Source organism: Terrisporobacter othiniensis (assembly GCF_000808015.1).
GTDB classification, from domain to species: Bacteria; Bacillota; Clostridia; order Peptostreptococcales; family Peptostreptococcaceae; genus Terrisporobacter; species Terrisporobacter muris.
The window spans coordinates 1-21,929 of sequence record NZ_JWHR01000068.1; the positions used below are offsets into that span (position 1 = coordinate 1).

A 21,929-nucleotide genomic window follows, 5' to 3' on the forward strand; every position below is an offset into this window, starting at 1 on the left:
ATCTAGATCCTTTCTTATATCCACGATGATTAAACGCTTTTAAAATAATATCTCTTGACTTTAAATCGTTATCTTCCTTAGTATTTCTGTAGGTCTGTGTATTTAGAAATTTATGAAATCCTGAAGTGGAAACATTTGAAATTTTGCATAGTTGTTTGGTCATTTCTTTTAAATTAAACTTAGAAATCAAATTATATATCAATTCAAAAACTTTAGATGGCTTTAATTTATTATCTCTCACCTGCCTTTCGTTCACTTCTAACTTTTTTACAAGTTCAAGCTCCGCTTTTAAATATTCAATTTCAGTATCTTTTTTTGCTAAAATTTCTTCTAATGTTAATTCACGATTAAGAGTTCTACACGAATTTAATGTTCTTGTATCATCTAAACCAAGAACACCTTTATCACTATATGATTTTCGCCATCTACGACTAGAGGATTTAACACGTTCAATTCCAACTATATCAATATCAAATCCAGCATCTTCAAATATCTGTCTAGGTGTTTTCCCTATTTCATATTCATCAATAAAATGTAATTTAAATTCATTAGTATATGTAATTCCTTTTTCAGTTATGTTCTTAACATATTTATTTATAGATAATTTCTTAATTTCTTCACTTGAAAATATTTTTTACTCATAATAATTCAACTCATTTATAACTATTTTACATAAAAATAAATCCTATACAAGTAGACACGTTTTTTTCTCGTGTCCACTGTATAGGATCCACTTTATTTTGAGACGGAGTTTTTTATTATATATTTAACTTAAAAATCATTATTTGAAATTTGTCTTGGCCAAGAAAGTAAAGTTTTTCTAGATATCTTTAATTGTTTTTTATCTGGAAAATTCAAATCACAAAAATAGTTATGGTAATTTGCAGTCCAAACATACTTATCCCATACTCTTATATTTGTCTTATGTATTTCTAACATTTCTTCTATTTTTTCTTTATGTCTAAGCAGTAACTCCAATTGAATTCTCTCAAATTCATATTCATTATTGCACTCAGTATAATATTTAAAAATAGTATTTAAATAATTTAAGAACCATTGACCATCATTATCTATAAGTATTTTATTATGTTGTGGAGCTATATCATAATAATTTATATATTTTTGTAGTCTTGTTACTGTTTTATCATCTAATATTATTCTTGGATAGCAGGCTAATTTACTTTCAGTATTATGTGCATCCAAAAGAGCTGGACCAAAAACAATATCTTCATTTATGTAAAAATCACCTACACTTACTCCACCTCTAACAAAAAGACCTTCCAATGATAAGTTGAACTGATACTCTGATACATTATCTAATATTTCATCTAATTCCTCTTCACCATCATCTTTAATTGGGTATCCAACAATCATATTGTCAGTATAGATTTTTATTTTACCTTGACTGTATTTATTAGGAATGATACATTGTTTATTTTTATTTATAAGATAATTAATCTCCCTAAGTAATTGACTTCCACTACCATTATTACAAGAATCAACTATCATCTGCGAAAATCCTAATATATCTATAGCACAAACAATAGAATTAACTAGTTGAGGATTTTCTTGATTATATTTTTGCATATTCATTTTAACACCTCTTTATCCACACTACTTACTATTATTTTAACATTCTTATTACAGTTCTATTAATTATTATATTATAAATAATTTATTGAAAATAGTATAACAATAAATTAACTGATTAATAATATATAGTAAGTAAATTTATTGACATTTAAACTAAAAGATAATAATATTAAAATAGAAAATCATATAATAAATCCGATGATAAGGAAGAGTAGTTAAATTAAGATTCAATATAGAGAGTTGAGGATGGTGGAATCTCAACAAGAAAGATTTAATGAATGGACCTTTTAGGAGTAAATCGAAATCTATTTAGAGAGTAGACTTTATCGTGAGTTGCACGTTACAGCAATTGAGGTATGATAGTATCAATAATTAAGAGGTGTATTTTATAGTACACAATTTAGGTGGCAACGCGGATATAACACTCCGTCCTATTGTATTAGGACGGAGTTTTTTTAATTGTAAGGAAATTATATGTTATCTGTTCTGTGGATAACGTATAATTTCTAACTTTGTTATTTGAGCAACGGGCGAAGCCGTTGGCGATATGAGCGAAGCGAATTTTTTATTATAAAAAATTATAGATTTACTGAACATTAAATATCACAAGGAGATGAAGAAATGAGTAAAAAAAGAATATTAACAGGAGATAGACCTACTGGAAAACTTCATTTAGGTCATTATACAGGTTCTTTAAGAAACAGAGTAGCATTACAAAACACAGGTGAGTATGATATGTATATCATGATAGCTGATCAACAAGCATTAACAGATAATGCAAAGGATCCACAAAAAATAATAAATTCTGTAATGGAAGTTACTATGGATTACTTAGCAGTTGGATTAGATCCAGAGAAAGTTAATATATTTATACAATCACAAATACCAGAATTAGCAGAGCTTACAGCTTATTACTTAAATTTAGTTTCAGTAGCAAGACTTAATAGAAACCCTACTGTAAAAGAAGAAATAAAACAAAAATCATTTGGTGGAGAAGGTGTTCCAGCAGGATTCTTTGTTTATCCAGTGAGTCAAGCAGCAGATATAACTGCTTTTAAAGCTGATTTAGTACCAGTTGGAAATGATCAAAAGCCAATGTTAGAGCAAGCTAGAGAAGTTGTAAGAAGTTTCAATAACATATATGGAGAAGTTTTAGTTGAGCCAGAAGGAATGTATCCAGAAGGAATAGAAGGAAGAATGCCAGGAATTGATGGTAAGGCTAAAATGAGTAAATCTTTAGGAAATGCTATATATTTAAGTGATGATGAAGAAACAGTTAAAAAGAAAGTTATGAGCATGTATACAGACCCTAACCACATAAGAGTAGAAGATCCAGGAAATGTGGAAAATAATACAGTATTCACTTACTTAGATGCTTTCTACAAAGATAAAGAACATTTAGAAGAATTAAAAGAACATTATAGAAGGGGTGGACTAGGAGACGTTAAGCTTAAGAGATTATTAATAAAAGTACTTGAAGAAGAGTTAGCTCCAATAAGAGCAAGAAGAAGAGAATTAGAAGAAAACAAAGAATATTTATATGAAGTATTAAAAAAAGGTAGTGCAAATGCTAAAGCAGTAGCAGCTCAAACTTTAAAAGAAGTAAGAGAAGCTATGGGAATTGAATATTTCAAAGGTTTATAAAATAGATATAAAGGTGTTGTTTATTAACGACACCTTTTGCTGTATAATTTTAATTATAAAAAATACAAAATACTAAAGAAGAGGGAGTCTCATGAAAATATTCAATCAATTAGGAATAATACTTGGAATATGGGCAGTAGGAGAGTTAATTAGTTCTTTATTAAGTAACATTATAACTATGCCAGGAACAATTATAGGGATGATAATACTGTTCCTATTACTTCAATTTAAAATAATGAAAGAAGAAACTATAAAAGATGTGTCAGACTTCTTATTAGGAAACATGGCTATATTTTTCGTACCTGCAGGTGTGTCTCTTATAAATTCACTGGGATTAATAACAGATAATATGCTGGTTTTATTATTAAGTGGAACTGCTGCAACAATTATAGTAATGCTTGTTACAGGAATGATCGTAGAATTTATGATTAATAGAAAGAATATATCATCAGATATTAATGATGAAAGATCAGCGTAAAGGAAGGTAGACTAAATGGAAAAAATATTAAATACTCAATTATTTGGACTAATAACAATTTTGGTTTTTTATAACATAAGTCTATACATTCAGAAAAAAACACAGAAACCAATATTTAATAACTTGTTGATAAGCATAATATTAATCATACTATTTTTAAAAATAACTAATATACCATATGAAAAATTTAAAACAGGTGCAGATATAATAAACTTTATGTTAGGACCTGTAACAGTAGTATTAGCAGTTCCTCTTTATAGACAATTTGACTTGTTAAAAAAGCATTTTAAGGAAATTTTAGTAGGTATTTTAGGAGGAGTAGTAACTTCATTTATAATAGTTGTTCTAGTAGGAAAATTAACATCTACAAGTAATGAAATAATTTACTCTATGATTCCAAAATCTATAACAACTCCTATGGGAATATCTCTTGTAAATCAATTAGGAGGAGTAGAGTCAATAACTGTTGTATGTATAATAATAACAGGTATATTTGGAAATATATTTGCAGAACAACTTTTAAAAATAGGTAGAGTTAAGCATCCAGTAGCTAAGGGAATTGCAATTGGAACTTCTGCTCATGCTTTAGGGACGAGTAAAGCCTTAGAAATAGGTGAAGTGGAAGGCGCTATGTCTTCTTTATCAATAGGAATATCAGGAGTAATGACAGTTATTATAGTACCAATACTAATTAATTTTATCGGATAGCTACTATGAATAGAAAAGGCGAACAAACTAATCATAAATAGTTTGTTCGCCTTTTTAAATTGTAAGGATTTTTAATTTAATTAATCTAAATCTCTTAAACCTTCCATTAATTTAGTTTTATCAGCAGTTTTTCCATCCTTATTCTTAATTATTCTAGCAGGAGAACCGGCAACTACAACACCTGGAGGAACGTCTTTTGTAACAACAGAACCTGCAGCAACAACAGAACCTTTTCCAACTCTTACACCTTCAAGGATAACTGAATTTGCACCGATTAAAACGTCGTCTTCTATTATAACAGGAGTAGCAGAAGGTGGCTCAAGAACACCAGCAACTACAGAACAAGCACCAAGGTGTACATTTTTACCAAGTATTCCTCTAGCGCCTATTACAGCGTTCATATCTACCATAGATCCTTCTCCAACAACAGCACCTATATTAATAACGGCACCCATCATAATAACAGCGTTCTTCTCTATTGTAACCATATCTCTTATTAATGCACCTGGCTCAATTCTAGCCTCAGCGTGTAAGAAGTTATAAAGAGGGATAGCTGAATTTCTTCTGTCATATTCAACATGAATATTATCCACAGAAGACTTAAAGTTTTCAACATCATTCATTATAGTTTTATAATCCCCAATTAAAACATAAGAACCTTCATTGCCAAATACTTTGTATTTATCATTTTTTTCTATTTTTATATCACCTGAAATATAAACTTTTACAGGTGTTTGTTTTTCTGCATCTTTTATATATTTAGCTATTTCATAAGCATCGTTTAAGTTAACCATTGTCATCCTCCCCAAATTGTCTAGTTTTTAGTCTAGCATATTATTCATATTGTAATATCCAGCTTCTTGATTTACTAAGAATTTTGCAGCAGCAATAGCACCCTTAGCAAAAATATCCTTAGATTGAGCTGTATGTTTTATTTCTACTACTTCATCATGCCCTGCAAAGATAGTAGTGTGTTCACCTACAATTGTTCCACCTCTTATGGCATGAATGCCGACTTCAGTAGGCTTTCTCTTTTCAGAGCGACCATATCTTCCATAGATGCATTCACTGCCTGGCAGAACATCTTTAATTCCATTAGCGATCATAATAGCTGTACCACTTGGTGAATCCAGTTTCTTATTATGATGTTTTTCTATTATTTCTATATCAAATTCATTAAGAGCTTTAGCAGCCTCTTTAACTAATTTAACTAATACATTTACACCAAGTGACATATTAGAAGAGTGGAATATAGGAGCAATAGTAGAAGCTTCTTTTATTCTTCCTAATTCATCTTCATTAAATCCTGTAGTAGCTATTACTAAAGGAGTTTTTGTTTTAGTAGCATAACTTAAAGTATCATTTATAGTAGAGTGATGAGAGAAATCTATAATTACATCAGCAGTTTCAGACACATCGCTCATTTTAAAATAAGTTTTGAATGGAACTTCTAACTCATCTCTAGATACACCACAAACAAGTTGAAGCTCGCTGTCTTCATTAACACATTTAGTTAAAACTTTACCCATACTACCGCTATATCCATTTATAATTACTCTTAACATGTTGCCTCCTGTATTTTTAGTCCCCAATTAACTAATTCTCTTTTTAAAACTTCTAAATTTTGTTCTTCCATTTCAGCGAGAGGAAGTCTTAAGTCTCCCACATTGAATCCCATTAAATTTACAGCAGTTTTTACTGGTACTGGATTAACTTCTATAAATAAAGCATCTATTAAAGGTTTCATGCCTAATTGTAATTTTCTAGAACCTTCTATATCGCCTTCAAAGAATTTTGCTACCAAATCATGAGTTTCTCTTGGACAAATATTAGCAAGCACTGATATAACTCCAGATCCACCTACTGAAAGTAGAGGAAGTATGGAATCGTCATTGCCAGAATATACAGCAAAGCCTTCTGGAACTAATCTACAAACTTCAGCTACTTGAGCTAAATCTCCACAAGCCTCTTTAAGAGCTACTATGTTATCCACATTGTTAGCTAAATCAGCAACAAGAGCAGGTGGTATATTAACTTTTGTACGAGAAGGAACATTGTATAAAATTATAGGAAGTTTAACACTATTTGCAATAGATACAAAATGTTTTCTAAGTCCTGATTTATTAGCTTTATTGTAATAAGGAGTTATAATTAAAAGAGCATCTGCGCCTAATTTTTCAGCTTCCTGGCTCATATAGATAGAGTGAGCGGTGTCATTTCCACCAGTTCCAGCTATTACAGGAATTCTTTTATTAACAGCATCAACGATAGCTTTTATAGCTGATAAGTGTTCCTCGTCATTCATAGTACTAGCCTCCCCAGTAGTACCACAAGCAACTATTGCATCGGTGCCATTTGCAATTTGAAACTCTACTAATTCTTTTATTTTCTCAAAATTAATATTCCCACTTTCATCAAATGGTGTAACTAAAGCAACTGCAGAACCTTTAAATATCATAAAAAATCTCCCCTTTTTCTTAAATTTAACCTCTATTAATTAATATTTATCAAAACTTGTTTTTATACTAAATCATACTTTAATAATAATTCAGCTATTTGAACTGCATTAGTAGCAGCACCTTTTCTTATGTTGTCAGCAACAACCCACATATTAACACCATTATCCACACTGAAGTCTCTTCTGATTCTTCCAACATAAACTTCATCATGACCTTCAGCATCAACTGCTAGAGGATATTCATTGTTAGCTGGATTATCCACAACAGTTATACCTTCAGCATTTTTTAGAATAGTAAATATATCTTCCAACTCAAATGGTTTATTAAATTCTAAGTTTATAGATTCGCTGTGAGCACCTCTTACAGGGACCCTTACAGTAGTAGCAGTAACTTTGATATTGTAGTCTTCTAAGATTTTCATAGTTTCATTTACCATTTTCATTTCTTCTTTTGTATATCCATTTTCTTCGAAAACATCTATATGAGGAAGACAGTTAAAAGCTATTGGATGAGGATAGAATGTATTTGGTTTTCCTTGTATTCCGTCTTCCAAATCTTGAACGCCTCTAACCCCAGAGCCTGATACAGCTTGATAAGTTGAGTAAACAACTCTTTTTAAACCATATTTATCGTGTAATGGTTTAAGAGGTACCATAGCTTGAATAGTAGAGCAGTTTGGATTTGCAATTATTCCTTTGTGATTTTTTACTGTTTCTGGATTAACTTCTGGAACAACTAAAGGAACATTAGGATTCATTCTCCATTGACTTGAGTTATCTACTACGATTACACCTTTAGAAGCTGCTATTGGTGCATATTTTTCGCTTATAGACCCTCCAGCAGAGAATAAAGCTATTTGAATATCCTTATCAAAAGAATTTTCATTAAGCTCCTCAACAACAATATCTTTGCCTGCAAATTTTACAATAGAACCTGCAGATTTTGCAGAAGAGAACATATAGATATTATCTATTGGAAAATTTCTTTCTTCTAAAACTTTTATGAAAGTTCTGCCCACCATACCAGTAGCACCAACTAAAGCAACATTAACTTTTTTCATTTCAATCACCCCGTAATAATATATTTTATATTTAACATTAATAACATAGAGAAAAATTTAAGGGAGAGCTTATATTTATATATATATAAAAAAACGTACAAAGGTATACTTTGTACGTTTAATAACGCCATATCAAAGTAAACCTTGTAGCTCACCACTTAAAAATAAGTGACAGTGCTATACATATTATGTATAACCCCAAAAATAATCTTTGCAAAGATTACCTTTTCGGCAATAATTCCTTTCTTTGAATATCATCATCTGCCGACTACTTTCAAATACTTTTAATTACCGCACCTCTACCCTAGGTTAAGATATTTTATTAAATTATTAATAATAGTAGTACATAAATTTGAAAAAATCAATAAAAATGTAAAAAATTACCTTATTCAATGTCTAGATTTTTTTTCGGATTTTAGGTATTATATTTTATATATTATTTTAAAATTATGAAAAAGCCTTTTAATAATGATAATAATTAAATAATTCTTAAATTATTATTATTAAAGAGGTATAATTGTTAATTAGGAATATGTTTTCTTATTATGAATAAAGAATATGCAAACCCCAAGGAGGAATAAAATGGAATCACTAAAAGAACTTTACAAAGTAGGAAATGGACCTTCGAGCTCACATACAATGGGACCTCAAAGGGCTGCTGAACAATTTAAAAATAAGTATCCAGAAGCTGCTAGCTACAAAGCTCACTTATACGGAAGTTTAGCTGCAACAGGAGAAGGGCATTTAACTGATTATATAATCAAAAAAACTCTTGAACCAAAGCATGTTGAAATACTTTGGAGAGAAGATATAGTTAAAGCATATCATCCAAATGGAATGATGTTAGAAGCTATAGATGCTGACGGAAATGTAATTGGAGATTGGACTATCTACTCTGTTGGTGGAGGTACAATAGCTGAAGAAGGAATGAGAAATGCTGGAGGAAATGACACTTACCCTCATTCAACAATGGAAGAAATAATAGCTTGGTGTAAACAAAACAACAAAAACTTTGTAGATTACGTAAAAACTTACGATGATGCTGATATAATGGATTACTTAGTAACTATAAAAGATGCTATGAAAAAATCAGTAGAAGATGGTTTAAAAGCTACAGAAGTAATACCAGGAAAATTAAACCTAGAGAGAAAAGCTGGATACTTCTACAAGCAATATCTAGCTAATAAACAATTAAATACATTAGTATACACTTATGCTTTAGCTGCTTCTGAGCAAAATGCATCAGGATATGTTATAGTAACTGCTCCAACATGTGGTTCTGCAGGTGTTTTACCAGGAATATTCTTTGCAATGCAAGATTTCTATGGATATGACGATGATATGATATTAGACGCTTTAGCTGTAGCAGGTTTAGTAGGTGTTCTTGTTAAGAGAAACGGATCTGTTTCAGGTGCTGAAGTAGGATGTCAAGGTGAAGTAGGTGTTGCATGTGCAATGGCTGCTGCAGCAATAGCATTCTTAAAAGGTGGATCATTAAGACAAATAGAGTATGCTGCTGAAATAGGTTTAGAGCATCACTTAGGAATGACTTGTGACCCAGCTTATGGATATGTTCAAATACCATGTATAGAAAGAAATGCAATGGGAGCTCAAAGAGCTTTAGATGCTGCTAACTATGCACTATTAACAGATGGAGAGCATCATGTTACTTTCGACCAAATCGTTAAAATAATGGACGAAACTGGTAGAGATATGATGGATAAATATAGAGAAACTTCAAAAGGTGGAATAGCTAAATTATTCTTTACTTGCTAGTTTAAATAAATTTATTGAAGAAAAAAGAGAAAGAAGATTATCTTATTTCTCTTTTTTTATGCTTAAAAATTTATAAAATAATTTTATAATTAATAAATTTAATATATTACAGAGACATATTTTGCATGCAGAGGAGCTTATCAATATGAAAATTAAAGACATTACATACTTTTTAGAGGTAGCTAAAGAAGGAAATTTTACTAGGGCTGCTAGTAATCTTTACATATCACAACCAGCGCTTAGTAAAAATATAAAAAACTTAGAAAAGGAAGTAAATGCGCAGTTAATTGAACGTAACTCAAAGTCATTTAGACTGACTTATGAGGGAGAGATATTTTATAATAATGCAAAGAAATCAATAGAAGTTATTCAAGATGAGTTAAACAAGTTACAAGATACATTTACTAGCTGTAATAGAGTAATTAACTTAGGTTTACCACCAGTAATAAGTAGTGTTTACTTTACATCTGTTATTGCTGAATTTAAAAAGGAAAATCCTGCTATTGATATTAGGATTATTGAAGAAGGAGCCAATAAAATAAAATCTAGTGTGGAAGAAGAACGAATAGATTTAGGAGCTGTAATCTTACCTATAGATGATAATGATTTGATAACAGAGCTTATTTCTAGTGGTAAGGTAATGTTAGTTGTAAGTAAAAATCATAGGCTAGGATGTGAAGATGAAGTTAATTTAGAAGATTTGAGAAATGAAAAATTTATAACTTTTAACGAAAAGTTTATGATGTATAACAAGACTATAGAGGCATGTAAAATAGCAGGATTTGAACCTGATATAATATTAAAAACTTCTCAATGGGATTATATTATGGAAATGGTTTCTCTTAATCAAGGAGTAAGTCTTATGCCAGAACCTATAGTTAGAAGGTTTAAAAGAGAAGACTTTAAATTAATATCAATACAAAATCCAAATATAAGTTGGAATGTAGGATTTATATTAAAAAAAGATAAGCATATATCAAAGTATTTGAAATCATTTATAGAATTCACAATAGAAAAATATAAATAAAAAAATATATAATAAGCACTGCTATTACTTAATCATAACTAAAAATTATAGTTGTATGTAAAAGAGGTATTTAACAAAATAAATTATAGGACTTATACTAAATAATGAAAAGAGCGCTAATCTTTTTAGGAATGAAAATAATTAAAAATTATTAATTAAATTTATGAAAATAAAAGATGAGATAATATGGAGGAAAACGATGTCCAATGTGTATTTAGTAGATGCAAAAAGAAGTCCTATAGGTAAGTTCTTAGGAGGATTATCAACAGTATCGCCAGCAGAATTAGCAGGCCAAGTTATGAAATCAGTAATAGAAAGCAATAACATAGATGCAAGCAAAATTGATGAAGTAATACTAGGAAATGTATTACCAGCAGGTCAAGGGCAAGGTATTGCAAGACAAGCTGCATTATATGCAGGGGTACCAAGTGAAGTTCCTGCTTATTCAATAAATATAATATGTGGAAGCGGAATGAAAACAGTAATGACGGCTTATTCACAAATAAAAGGTGAAATGGCAGATTTAATAGTAGCTGGTGGAGTAGAGGTTATGTCCCAAGCTCCTTATGTTACAGATGCAAGTGCAAGAACAGGTAATAAAATGGGCGAAATGAACTTAAAAGACTCACTAGTTCATGATGGTTTAACAGATGCATTTAATAATTACCATATGGGAATAACTGCAGAAAATATAGCAGATAAACACAATATCACAAGAGAACAACAAGATAACTTTGCTATAAGATCTCAATCAAGAGCAATAAGAGCAGTTGATGAAGGAAGATTCAAAGATGAAATAGTTCCTATAGAAGTAAAAACAAAAAAAGCAGTTACTATATTTGATACAGATGAATATCCAAATAGAACAACAAATATTGAAAAGCTTTCTAGCTTAAGACCAGCATTTAAAAGAGATGGTTCTGTAACAGCTGGTAATTCGTCAGGAATAAATGACGGTGCAAGTATAATAGTTGTCGCATCAGAAAAAGCAGTTAAAGAATATGGATTAAATCCAATAGCAGAGATAGTATCAGTTGGACAAGGTGGAGTTGATCCATCAGTTATGGGATTAGGACCAGTACCAGCTATAAAAAATGCATTAGATAGAGCTAATATGAATTTAGAAGAAATAGATTTATTAGAATTAAATGAAGCTTTTGCAGTTCAATCTTTAGGGGTTATAAAAGAATTAACAGAAAATCATAATGTTACAGAAGATTGGTTCGAAGATAAAACTAATGTAAATGGTGGAGCAATAGCAATAGGTCATCCTCTAGGAGCATCAGGTGCAAGAATAATTACAACTCTTATTCATGAAATGAAAAAGAGAGAGTTACAACATGGTTTAGCATCACTTTGTATAGGTGGTGGAATGGGAACTTGTGTAATTATTAAATCAGTATAGCGAATAGGGGTGATATTTAATGAAGAATAAATTAATAAAATTAGAAAATCTAAATGAAATAGTTAAAGATTCAATGACTGTAATGGTTAGTGGATTTATGGGGTGTGGAAGTCCTCACAAAATAATAGATAAATTAGTTGAGTTAGGAGTAAAAGACTTAACTTTAGTATGTAATGATACTGGATTTGTAGATTACGGAGTAGGTAAGATGGTTGTTAACAAACAATTTAAGAAAATACAAACTAGTCATATAGGTCTAAATCCAGAAGCAATTAGACAATTAAATGATAAAGAAACAGAATTTGAACTTATACCTCAAGGAACTTTAGCTGAAAGAATAAGAAGTGCTGGTGCAGGACTTGGTGCTGTAGTAACACCAACAGGAATAGGCACGTTAGTAGCTGAAGGAAAAGAAACTATTGTAATAGATGATAAAGAGTATTTAATAGAAAAACCTATAAAAGCTGATATAGCTATAATAGGTGCAAGTAAGGTAGATGAAAAAGGAAATACTTATTACAGTGGTTCAGGAAGAAACTTTGGGCCTATAATGGCAACAGCAGCAGATGTTGTAATAGTTGAAGCAGATGAAGTTGCTAAAGTTGGAGAAATAGATCAAGAGCATGTTATGACTCCACATATATTTGTAGACTACATTATAGATGGAGGTAAAATAAATGGATAGAAGTCAAATAAAAGGTTTTGTAGCAAAAAGGGTTGCTAAAGAATTAAAGGATGGAGATGTAGTAAATTTAGGAATAGGTTTACCTACATTAATACCCAATTATCTACCTCACGATGTGGATATAACATTGCAATCTGAAAATGGATTTGTTGGAATAGGGCCAACTCCAGATGAGGAAAATGTTAATAAATATATAGTTAATGCTGGCGGTGCACCTGTAAGTATAAATGAAGGAGGAGCTTTCTTCGATAGTTCATCTTCTTTTGGAATAATAAGAGGTGGTCATGTAGATGTTACAGTACTAGGAGCATTACAGGTAGATGAGCAAGGGAATTTAGCAAACTGGATGATTCCAGGGAAATTAGTTCCAGGCATGGGTGGAGCTATGGACTTAGTTGTTGGGGCAAAAAAAGTGATTGTTGCAATGGAACATACAGCTAAAGGAAAACACAAAATCTTAAAAGAATGTGTTTTACCATTAACAGCTAAAAATCAAGTTGATTTAATAGTAACTGAAATGGGTGTTATGGAAGTTACAAAAGAAGGTTTATTATTAGTTGAAATAAACGAAGAGTTTACAATAGAAGAAATTCAAGCAGCAACAGAAGCTAAGTTAATTATAAGTGAGAACTTAGTACCTATGAAATAAATAATACATAAAATCAGGTAATAAAGGTATAAATCCTAAATATAAGTAACAAGCACAAATAAGATGCTTTAAATAATATTAAAGCATCTTAAAATACACAAAAGGGAGAAGACACAATGTTTAAAAAATTTACTAATGGGTGCGTTAATATAGTTCAAAACTACTTACCAGATCCATTCTTATTCTGTATCATAATAACGTTTGCAATATTTTTATCTGGAATAATATTTACAGGACAAGGTCCAATGGACATGATAGTTCACTGGTCTGGTGGATTCTGGGGGCTGTTATCATTCGCTATGCAGATGGCTCTAGTACTTGTATTAGGTCATACTTTAGCAAGTGCACCATCATTTAAAAAAGTACTTAAGAAAATGGCAAAAATACCAAAAACTCCAGGACAAGCAATATTAATGGTTACATTTATATCAGGTTTAGCTTGTTTAATAAACTGGGGATTTGGATTAGTTATAGGGGCAATATTTGCTAAAGAATTAGCTAAAGAAGTTGATGGAGTTGATTATAGATTATTAATAGCATCAGCTTATTCAGGATTTTTATTATGGCATGCAGGATTATCAGCATCAATACCACTAACACTAGCAACAGGTGGAGAAGCAGTAGTATCTGCAACTGCAGGCGTAATATCAGAAGCAGGTGTACCAACTAGCGAAACAATATTCTCATTATCAAATATGATAATAGTAGGTGTTTTAATATTAACTTTACCATTATTAAATAAAGCAATGCATCCAGCTAAAGGAAAAGCGATAATAGTTGATAAAAGTTTATTAGAAGATGAAGATGAGTTTGTTGCTATGTCAGTAGAAGACATGACTCCAGCAGACAAGTTAGAAAATAGTCCAATAATAAGTATATTAATATCTTTAATGGGATTTGCTTATATAGTTTATTACTTTGTGAATAATGGATTTAGCTTAAACTTAGATATAGTTAACTTTATATTTTTATTCTCAGCAATAGCGCTGCATAAAACACCAAAGAGATTTTTACATGCTTTAATGTCAGCATCAAAATCAGCAGGTCCAATAATGCTACAATTCCCATTCTACGCAGGTATAATAGGAATGATGACAGGTGTAAATGCTGATGGGGTATCTTTAGCAATTTTAATATCAAACTTCTTTGCAAACGTTGCTACGAAATTTACATTCCCACTATTCAGTTTCTTAAGTTCAGGGATAGTAAACTTCTTTGTTCCATCTGGTGGTGGACAATGGGCAGTACAAGCTCCAATAATGATGCCAGCAGGAGCTGCACTTGGAGTTGATCCGGCTAAAACAGCAATGTCGATAGCTTGGGGAGATGCATGGACAAACATGATACAACCATTCTGGGCTTTACCAGCGCTAGGAATAGCAGGATTAGGTGCAAAAGATATCATGGGATTCTGTATAATAGATTTATTATATTCAGGTGTAATAATATCTATGGGTCTTATGTTTATAGGAATGTAATTTAATAAAGATAGATTAAATTTTAATATAGAGAAAAATCCTATGTAGAAATATACCAAGATTGTGAGTATAACTATATAGGATTTTTTATTATACAAAAACAAAGTCAGTGAAATAATTATTGGCTTTTTGTGAAATTAATTTTGGTATTAAATCAAATGATTATTGACTTATATAGTGTATTAATAATATAATACACTATATAACAAGTGTATTATATAACTAATACACTAAACTTAAACTTATTTTGTTAAAAATAAAGAAAGGAGATGTATCTTGAAATTTATAGTAAATGATAGAGAGCCAGTTTACATCCAAATTATTAGAAACGTAAAACAGAAAATAGTTACAGGTGAACTACAAAAAGGAGATAGAATGCCTTCTAGAAGAGAGATGGCAGTTAATATAAATGTAAATCCAAATACAGTACAAAAGGCTTATAAGGAGATGGAAGAAATGGGGATTATTAATACGATTAAAAATAACCAAAGTACAATTACGGAAGACGATAATTTAATAAGACAAATAAGAATTGATTTAATAAATGAAGCAGCAGATGTTTTTATAGAGCAGATGAAAGCAATTAATGTACCAATAGAAGAGATTAAAGAAATTATTAGTAAAAAGTATATATAATCACGGTGAGAATATAGGGAGGAAAATAATGATTGAAGTTAAAAACGTTAAAAAGAAATACAAAAAAGTAAAAGCACTAGATGATATTTCTTTTAAAATAGAACAAGGAAAAATCACCTGTATACTTGGGTTTAACGGTGTAGGTAAATCTACTATTTTGAAAGCTATAGCAGGTTTAGTAAAACCAGACAGCGGAGAAATTTTAATTGATGGGGAAAAACCAACTCAACAAACTTATAACAAATTAGCTTTTGTTCCAGATATAGATATACACTTTAGTCATCTTAATATAAAAGAAACTTTTGAGTTTATGAAGTTGTTTTATAAAAATTGGGATGAAGAAAGAGCTTGTGAAATGCTTAAAATGTTTTCTTTGACTGATGATCAAATGATAAGTAAATTATCTAAGGGTAACAAAGCAAGAGTAAAGATAATAATTGGATTTGCTCAAAGAGCCAAGTATACATTATTGGACGAGCCTTTCTCAGGAATAGATATTTTTAAAAGAGAAGAGTTTATAAAGGCAATACTAACATTTATGAATGATGATGAAAGTATAATAATAACTACTCATGAGATTGATGAAATTGAACATATAGTAGATGATGTAATAATCCTGAGTAATGGGAAAATTGCCAATATATTTAATGCAGAAGAAGTGAGACAAAATGAAGGAAAATCAATAGTAGATAAGATGAGGGAGGTGTATCATGGGGAATAAAATTTTAACTCTTTTTGATATAGAATTCAAAAGAATACAGAAAATATTTTTTGCCGTAATTTCTTTACTAATATTAGGTAATATAGCTATTTTTGCTTATGGAATATATAGAGTAACGGAAGATGTAAAGGCCGAAATAGGTGTTTCACAAGGAATATCCATATTAAAGACTGATATGGGGAAGCATATGTTTTTAGAGCTTCAATTACCTAATTTTATATATGCTTTATCAAATTTACTTATGATTTTGGCTTTGATAGGGTGTGCATTTTATAGCGTATTAATATGGTATAGAGATTTTTCAAGCAAATCAAAATCCATATATACATTATTTATGTTACCAGAAAATAGATTTATTATATTCATTTCAAAATTAATAACAATGCTTGCATTAATTTATAGCATAATATTCGTTCAGCATTTATTATGGGGAATAGGAGCTTTTATAGTAAATAAATATGCTAATATACCAATTATAAACATGATATATAGCATAAATAATATACATAGATATGGTATTTTTGAAATATCAGTGCCGATTTATCCGGTAGAGTATTTAATGATATTTATAATTGGTCCAATAGTAGGTGTATCTTCCATATTTGCAGCAACTCTTATTTCTAAGTCCATAAAAAAAATAGGTGGAGTCTTAGGAATTATATACATAGTAAGTCTAGCAATGGTATATTTAGCTACAATAATAGGCATCTATGAATACTCCGATACTATTTTAAAAAACAATATAATCTTCTTTATAGTAGCATTTTTAATTTCAATTTATGTTTCATATATATCGTTAAATAATAGAATGTACGATTAGGGAGGAGAAATATCATGAAAATAAAATTATCAAAAATAATATTAATAGTTTCAGTAGTAGGAACCATATTAGTTGGTATTTGTCTTGCTAATATATATAAAACAGATATAGTAGTAAACGATGTATATGGAGATAGAAAAGAGTTAGGAGATATGAATATCTTACTTCAAAAAACAGGAGGAGTATTTGAAACTGATGCAATTCTTGTAAACAAAAACGGTGAAAGTATAAATAAATTTGCTAAGCAAGGGAGTCAGCTTCTTAATTTAACTAAAGAAAATATAGATAATAGATATTTATTTCAATTTGAACATGATGGAAATCTTTTATTTGAAGATGAAATTACGGTAGGCATGGCTAATGTGTCACCAAGTACAATTATTGATAATAAAGAAAAAATGGCTGCTAATATTGAGATAAAAGATAAGAAAAGTGGAAAAATAGAATCCTATGAAATTGAGGCAGGAGAGTCTATTAATACTAATAAAAATTATAGATATGATTCACTTCCTGTAAAAAAAGAAGGAGACATTCTTTATGTAGTAGTTATGTATTCATATTATAATTATCCATCAGGTGAAGAATATGTGGATGATTCAAAATTACTATCTAAATATTGTGAAAGTACAAACTTAAGTTTATACAAATTAAATTTAGTTAATAAAACTTCTAAATGTGTCATAAGTAAAGATTATGAAGACGGAAATTTAAATCTAAAAAAATCAGCTTTTAGTAATGAAAATAAATCATATTTTGTAGTTGATAAAAAAGATGATAAGTCAGATACATATGAAACTAATTTATTAGAGTTCGATATAAAAACAAAAGAAATAAACTTTATAAATTTAGGAACGAAAGATGATTATATTACTAGAGCTTGTACTATTGAGAATGACGAAATATTATTAATATCTATGTCAACGGTTGATGGTTATATTAGTGACATCACTGAAGATGTAAAAGGTATTCTAGTTGATTTGAAAAATAGAAACTTAAAAAATACATATAAATTAGACATGAAATACGGTGAACAACCAGTTTATACAAATAGATTAAGAACATACAATGGAAAGATATATGCAGTATCAGCAGGATATATTGATACAGATAAGTATGGACAAACTTATAGTTCGCCATATACTTTCTACGTATTCGATGAAAATAATGGTGAAAAGCTTTATGAAGGAAATATAGAAATAAATTCTAATTATAGAGTAAATATGGGCATTGTTACGAATGATGAAATTGAGTAAGGGGAAGGTTGATGATAGAGAATAATTTTATAATAGTATCACTTATATCTATATTTATATGGATTATATTTAGAATAAGTATAATTATGAAGAATAAAAAAGTTAATATATGTCGTGAAATTGTGTTACTTCTGTTTTATATATATTTCTTATGGTTGTTATTACTAACAATATTTAAAGGTGGATTTATAACACTAAGAAATCCATTTAAGGAATATATGTATAATGAATATGGGTTAATAGGAATAATTAACATTGTGCCAATTAAAGAGACAATAGTGACATTCATGCATAGTGAAGCAGGCGCAATGAATTCTATGAGGAATGTAATTGGTAATATAATAGCATTTGTGCCACTAGGGTTCTTTATATCATTATTATTTGAAAAGTTTAATAACTATAAGAAAGTGTTGAAGGTAGGTTTTTTATCATCTTTAGCAATAGAAATAACTCAATTATTTGTAGGGTATAATGTTTGTGATATTGACGATATTATTTACAATACTTTAGGGGTTTTAGTTGGCTTCATATGTTTTAAAACGTTTGAAATGATTACAAGTAAGATTAATTTAAAAGAAAAAATAGATAAGATAAGAGATTTTGAAACTAATAACATATTTAAAAAAGTTATTAAAGGAATATTGATTGTTTCCGTAGTAATTTTAATATCATACATGTATGCTTTTTATGATCAGACTATGCCTAGTAATCTTAATGATAAAGACATGGCAAAAGAAGCTTTCAATTGTAACATAGATGATATACTTCAAATTAAAGAATTTAATGAAAATAAGTTTTATTTAATCAGAAATGAGTTTGGAGTAGAAGTGAAGCAGATAAATAAATTTGTCATGGATAGATATGTAGATAGCCGCATGGGATATTCTTATATTGAAAATAATAAATATGGTTATAGAGAAGAATGGATTTATGAAAATGTAAATAGTGCTAATGAAGATAATAAAATGTCTCCTATAATATATGGAAAGAATAAAAATGCAGATAAGATTCTTATAAATATAAAAGGAGAGAAATTTGAGCAAAAAATAAATAAAAATGATTACTTCATGGTTATATATCCAGAAATGATTTCTTTTAATGAGATTGAATTAAATCAAATATATAGTGACGAAAGTAATGAAAATATTATGAGTATAAAATTTTTAGATGATAATGGTAAAGAAATAAGTACTATAAATAATTTAGATGAAATAGAAGGATAAATCCACATAAATAATATGTGGATTTTTTATTATGATTATAGCTATAATTTACAAGTAAGGGGGGATTTTTTTGGAAATAACATATTTAGATGAAATAATGAGGAATCACAGACATAATTTACACCAATTGGCTGAACTTTCTCATGTGGAATTTAACACAGCAAAATATATAAGGGATTATCTAGAAAAGCTAGGTGTAGAATACGATGTATATTTAGAAACAGCTACAGTAGGAATAATAAAGGGGAAAAATCCTCAAAAAACAATTGCGTTTAGAGCGGATATAGACGCACTACCTAGTCCTAAAGGTGCGGAGCATTTATGCGGTCATGATGGACATATGAGTATATTGTTAGGATTAATAAAATATATAATTGATAATAAAGAAAAACTAAATGATAATATAGTATTTATATTCCAGCCAGCAGAAGAAGATACTGGTGGAGCTAAAAGATTAGTAGAAGCAGGAGTATTGAAAAAATATAAAGTTGATGAAATTTATGGACTTCATATACATCCTGATTTTGAAGAAGGATATGTGGGATGTAAAGCAGGATATTTAATGTCTCAAAATGGAGAACTTAATATAGATATTATAGGTAAGGGAGGTCATGGGGCAATTCCTCAAAATGCAACAGATTCTATTCTTATAGGTTCTCATTTTGTAACAAGCCTTCAAAGTATAATCTCAAGAAATATTGATCCAATGGAAGGTGCAGTTCTTACTATTGGGAAAATTTGTGGAGGAACTGCAAGAAATATTATAGCTGAACGTGTAAGATTAGAAGGGACGATGAGATGTTTTAATCCTGAAGTTTATGACACAATTATTACTCATATTGAAGAGTTTGCGAGGGGATTTGAGATATCTTATAACTGTCATGTGAATTTAGAATTTATAGGTGGATACTTGGCAGTAAATAATGATGAAAAACTATTTGAAGAATTTGTAGAAGCTATTGGAAAGGACAAAATAGCTAAAACATCACCACTTATGATTTCAGAAGATTTCTCTTTTTATCAGAAGGAAGTGCCAGGCTTATTCTTTATGTTAGGTGCTAGAAATGAAGAAAAAGGGTATGTAAATGGTCTTCATAATTTAAAATTTGATTTCAATGAAGATATATTAATGAATGGCTTAAATATATATAAATTATTATTAGAGTATAAAAATTCACTGGGTTCATAGAGCCAACGAGTTGTTTTTATTTAGTTAATAAAATATACCCCCTTAGTTTATTTGTATAAATTTTTGTCTATATGACAAAACTACAAAAAAAGAAGGGGTGTTTTTTTATGAATAAAAATAAATTAACTGAAGAATTCATTTATAAATGCGAAAAGCAGAGAAAGAAAAATGAAAAGAAAGTAAAACCATTGACAAAAGATGATATAATGAAATATGAGATAGCTGAGGAGTTAGGATTACTAGATAAAGTTGATGAAAGAGGATGGGCAGGTCTTACTGCTAAGGAAGCTGGTCGAATTGGTGGAATCCTCACATCACGCAAAAAACAATTAAAAAAGAAAGCTGAAGAAGAGGATAAAAAGGATGAATCAGTATAGTGATTTTGCCTTTGTCTATGATGAACTTATGAACGAAGTTGATTACGACAATTGGGTTAAATACATTGAAGATATAATAAAAAGTGAAAATGTTGAAGTACAAAATATATTAGAATTAGCTTGTGGTACAGGAAATTTAACTATACCACTTACTAAGAAAAACTATGACATAGCAGCCATAGATATTTCAGAAGAAATGTTACAAGTTGCTAGGGAAAAAGCAGAAAAAGAAAATGTTGAGTTAGTATTACTAGAACAAGATATAGTAGAACTTGATTTTGATGTACCTAACTTAGATTGTATCCTTTGTGGATGCGATGGATTTAACTATATAACTTATGATGAAGATTTAGAAGGTGTATTTGTTAAATGTCATGAGTTACTAAAAGAAAATGGAATTTTCATATTTGATATAAGTTCTTATTACAAATTATCAAAAGTACTGGGAAACAACATGTATGGTGAAAACAGAGAAAATGTAGCTTATATGTGGCAAAACTATTTCGATGATTACGAAAACTTAGTGGAAATGGACTTAGCATTCTTTGTCAGAGGTGAAGATGGTAGGTTTGATAAGTTTGAAGAAAATCACCTACAAAGAGCTTATAAAAATGAAGAAATAATAGAATTACTAAAAAATGCAGGTTTTGATTATATTAAAACTTATGGAGATTTCAAATTAGAAGCTCCAAAAGAAGACAGCGAAAGAGTATTTTTTGTGTGTAAAAAATAACAACATAATGGAGGG

Annotated in this window: 22 protein-coding genes, 2 pseudogenes, 1 riboswitch and 1 other annotated feature; of the genes and pseudogenes, 17 read left to right on the forward strand and 7 right to left on the reverse strand. The window is 29.6% G+C overall.

All coding sequences use genetic code 11. The annotated features are described in order from the left end of the window. From QX51_RS20610 to QX51_RS06945, 3 genes and pseudogenes are all read right to left on the reverse strand, one after another. A pseudogene (locus QX51_RS20610) lies at positions 1–256 on the reverse strand (hypothetical protein); the annotation flags it as partial. A gap of 30 nt (positions 257–286) precedes the next feature. Continuing rightward, positions 287–631: pseudogene (locus QX51_RS21780) on the reverse strand (HTH domain-containing protein); the annotation flags it as partial. A gap of 140 nt (positions 632–771) precedes the next feature. Further along, positions 772–1,593, reverse strand: coding sequence for a hypothetical protein (locus QX51_RS06945; RefSeq protein WP_039679182.1), 822 nt, complete (start codon positions 1,591–1,593; stop codon positions 772–774). Between the two features lie 189 nt (positions 1,594–1,782). Continuing rightward, positions 1,783–2,030: a binding site (T-box leader), on the forward strand. 184 nt (positions 2,031–2,214) lie between these two features. Here QX51_RS06945 and trpS point away from each other — a divergent pair. The 3 genes from trpS (at position 2,215) to QX51_RS06960 (ending at position 4,423) form a co-directional block, all read left to right on the forward strand. Then, positions 2,215–3,237: a tryptophan--tRNA ligase gene (trpS, locus tag QX51_RS06950; protein ID WP_039679183.1), complete on the forward strand. Its 1,023-nt coding sequence runs from the start codon at positions 2,215–2,217 to the stop codon at positions 3,235–3,237. Between the two features lie 91 nt (positions 3,238–3,328). Continuing rightward, positions 3,329–3,715 (forward strand): CidA/LrgA family protein, encoded by a 387-nt coding sequence (locus QX51_RS06955; protein ID WP_039679184.1) that lies wholly within the window; start codon positions 3,329–3,331, stop codon positions 3,713–3,715. Between the two features lie 15 nt (positions 3,716–3,730). Next, a complete protein-coding gene (locus QX51_RS06960) occupies positions 3,731–4,423 on the forward strand; it encodes an LrgB family protein (protein WP_039679185.1) in 693 nt (230 codons plus the stop codon). Positions 4,424–4,503: 80 nt separating this feature from the next. On the opposite strand, the gene dapD is transcribed toward QX51_RS06960, so the two are convergent. The 4 genes from dapD to QX51_RS06980 all read right to left on the reverse strand — a co-directional run bounded on the left by dapD (position 4,504) and on the right by QX51_RS06980 (position 7,942). Next, on the reverse strand, positions 4,504–5,217 hold the full coding sequence (dapD, locus tag QX51_RS06965) for a 2,3,4,5-tetrahydropyridine-2,6-dicarboxylate N-acetyltransferase (RefSeq protein WP_039679186.1): 714 nt from the start codon (positions 5,215–5,217) through the stop codon (positions 4,504–4,506). 27 nt (positions 5,218–5,244) lie between these two features. Continuing rightward, complete coding sequence (gene dapB / locus QX51_RS06970) at positions 5,245–5,988, reverse strand: 4-hydroxy-tetrahydrodipicolinate reductase (protein ID WP_039679187.1); 744 nt, start codon at positions 5,986–5,988, stop codon at positions 5,245–5,247. Next, positions 5,982–6,881, reverse strand: coding sequence for a 4-hydroxy-tetrahydrodipicolinate synthase (gene dapA / locus QX51_RS06975; RefSeq protein WP_039679188.1), 900 nt, complete (start codon positions 6,879–6,881; stop codon positions 5,982–5,984). The genes dapB and dapA overlap by 7 nt, the downstream gene beginning before the upstream one ends. Positions 6,882–6,943: 62 nt before the next feature. Further along, entirely contained in the window at positions 6,944–7,942 is a 999-nt protein-coding gene (locus QX51_RS06980) for an aspartate-semialdehyde dehydrogenase (RefSeq protein WP_039679189.1), read from the reverse strand. A 139-nt stretch (positions 7,943–8,081) separates the two neighbouring features. Next, positions 8,082–8,252: riboswitch (Lysine riboswitch) on the reverse strand. A gap of 272 nt (positions 8,253–8,524) precedes the next feature. Here QX51_RS06980 and QX51_RS06985 point away from each other — a divergent pair. The 14 genes from QX51_RS06985 (at position 8,525) to QX51_RS07050 (ending at position 21,914) form a co-directional block, all read left to right on the forward strand. Continuing rightward, the gene (locus QX51_RS06985) at positions 8,525–9,718 is read left to right on the forward strand and encodes an L-serine ammonia-lyase, iron-sulfur-dependent, subunit alpha (RefSeq protein WP_039679190.1); all 1,194 of its coding nucleotides are present in this window, start codon (positions 8,525–8,527) and stop codon (positions 9,716–9,718) included. A 145-nt stretch (positions 9,719–9,863) separates the two neighbouring features. Then, positions 9,864–10,745 carry a LysR family transcriptional regulator gene (locus tag QX51_RS06990; RefSeq protein ID WP_052232937.1) on the forward strand — a complete coding sequence of 294 codons (882 nt, stop codon included), beginning with the start codon at positions 9,864–9,866 and terminating at the stop codon, positions 10,743–10,745. A gap of 199 nt (positions 10,746–10,944) precedes the next feature. Next, positions 10,945–12,150, forward strand: coding sequence for an acetyl-CoA C-acetyltransferase (locus tag QX51_RS06995; protein WP_039679191.1), 1,206 nt, complete (start codon positions 10,945–10,947; stop codon positions 12,148–12,150). A 19-nt stretch (positions 12,151–12,169) separates the two neighbouring features. Then, positions 12,170–12,835, forward strand: a complete 666-nt coding sequence (locus tag QX51_RS07000) for a 3-oxoacid CoA-transferase subunit A (protein WP_039679192.1) — start codon at positions 12,170–12,172, stop codon at positions 12,833–12,835. Next, complete coding sequence (locus tag QX51_RS07005; RefSeq protein ID WP_039679193.1) at positions 12,828–13,484, forward strand: 3-oxoacid CoA-transferase subunit B; 657 nt, start codon at positions 12,828–12,830, stop codon at positions 13,482–13,484. Before QX51_RS07000 ends, QX51_RS07005 begins: the two co-directional genes overlap by 8 nt. Before the next feature lie 116 nt (positions 13,485–13,600). Then, a complete protein-coding gene (locus QX51_RS07010; RefSeq protein WP_039679194.1) occupies positions 13,601–14,962 on the forward strand; it encodes a short-chain fatty acid transporter in 1,362 nt (453 codons plus the stop codon). A gap of 276 nt (positions 14,963–15,238) precedes the next feature. Next, positions 15,239–15,598, forward strand: a complete 360-nt coding sequence (locus QX51_RS07015; RefSeq protein WP_039679195.1) for a GntR family transcriptional regulator — start codon at positions 15,239–15,241, stop codon at positions 15,596–15,598. Between the two features lie 28 nt (positions 15,599–15,626). After that, on the forward strand, positions 15,627–16,319 hold the full coding sequence (locus QX51_RS07020) for an ATP-binding cassette domain-containing protein (RefSeq protein ID WP_039679196.1): 693 nt from the start codon (positions 15,627–15,629) through the stop codon (positions 16,317–16,319). Beyond that, entirely contained in the window at positions 16,309–17,139 is an 831-nt protein-coding gene (locus QX51_RS07025) for a hypothetical protein (RefSeq protein ID WP_039679197.1), read from the forward strand. The genes QX51_RS07020 and QX51_RS07025 overlap by 11 nt, the downstream gene beginning before the upstream one ends. Before the next feature lie 14 nt (positions 17,140–17,153). Further along, positions 17,154–18,392, forward strand: a complete 1,239-nt coding sequence (locus QX51_RS07030; RefSeq protein WP_039679198.1) for a hypothetical protein — start codon at positions 17,154–17,156, stop codon at positions 18,390–18,392. An 11-nt stretch (positions 18,393–18,403) separates the two neighbouring features. Further along, a complete protein-coding gene (locus QX51_RS07035; protein ID WP_039679199.1) occupies positions 18,404–19,615 on the forward strand; it encodes a VanZ family protein in 1,212 nt (403 codons plus the stop codon). A 70-nt stretch (positions 19,616–19,685) separates the two neighbouring features. Beyond that, complete coding sequence (locus QX51_RS07040; protein WP_242842700.1) at positions 19,686–20,804, forward strand: amidohydrolase; 1,119 nt, start codon at positions 19,686–19,688, stop codon at positions 20,802–20,804. A gap of 107 nt (positions 20,805–20,911) precedes the next feature. Beyond that, positions 20,912–21,181: an alpha/beta-type small acid-soluble spore protein gene (locus QX51_RS07045; RefSeq protein WP_039679200.1), complete on the forward strand. Its 270-nt coding sequence runs from the start codon at positions 20,912–20,914 to the stop codon at positions 21,179–21,181. Further along, positions 21,168–21,914 carry a class I SAM-dependent DNA methyltransferase gene (locus tag QX51_RS07050; RefSeq protein WP_039679201.1) on the forward strand — a complete coding sequence of 249 codons (747 nt, stop codon included), beginning with the start codon at positions 21,168–21,170 and terminating at the stop codon, positions 21,912–21,914. Before QX51_RS07045 ends, QX51_RS07050 begins: the two co-directional genes overlap by 14 nt. The last annotated feature ends 15 nt before the right edge of the window (positions 21,915–21,929 follow it).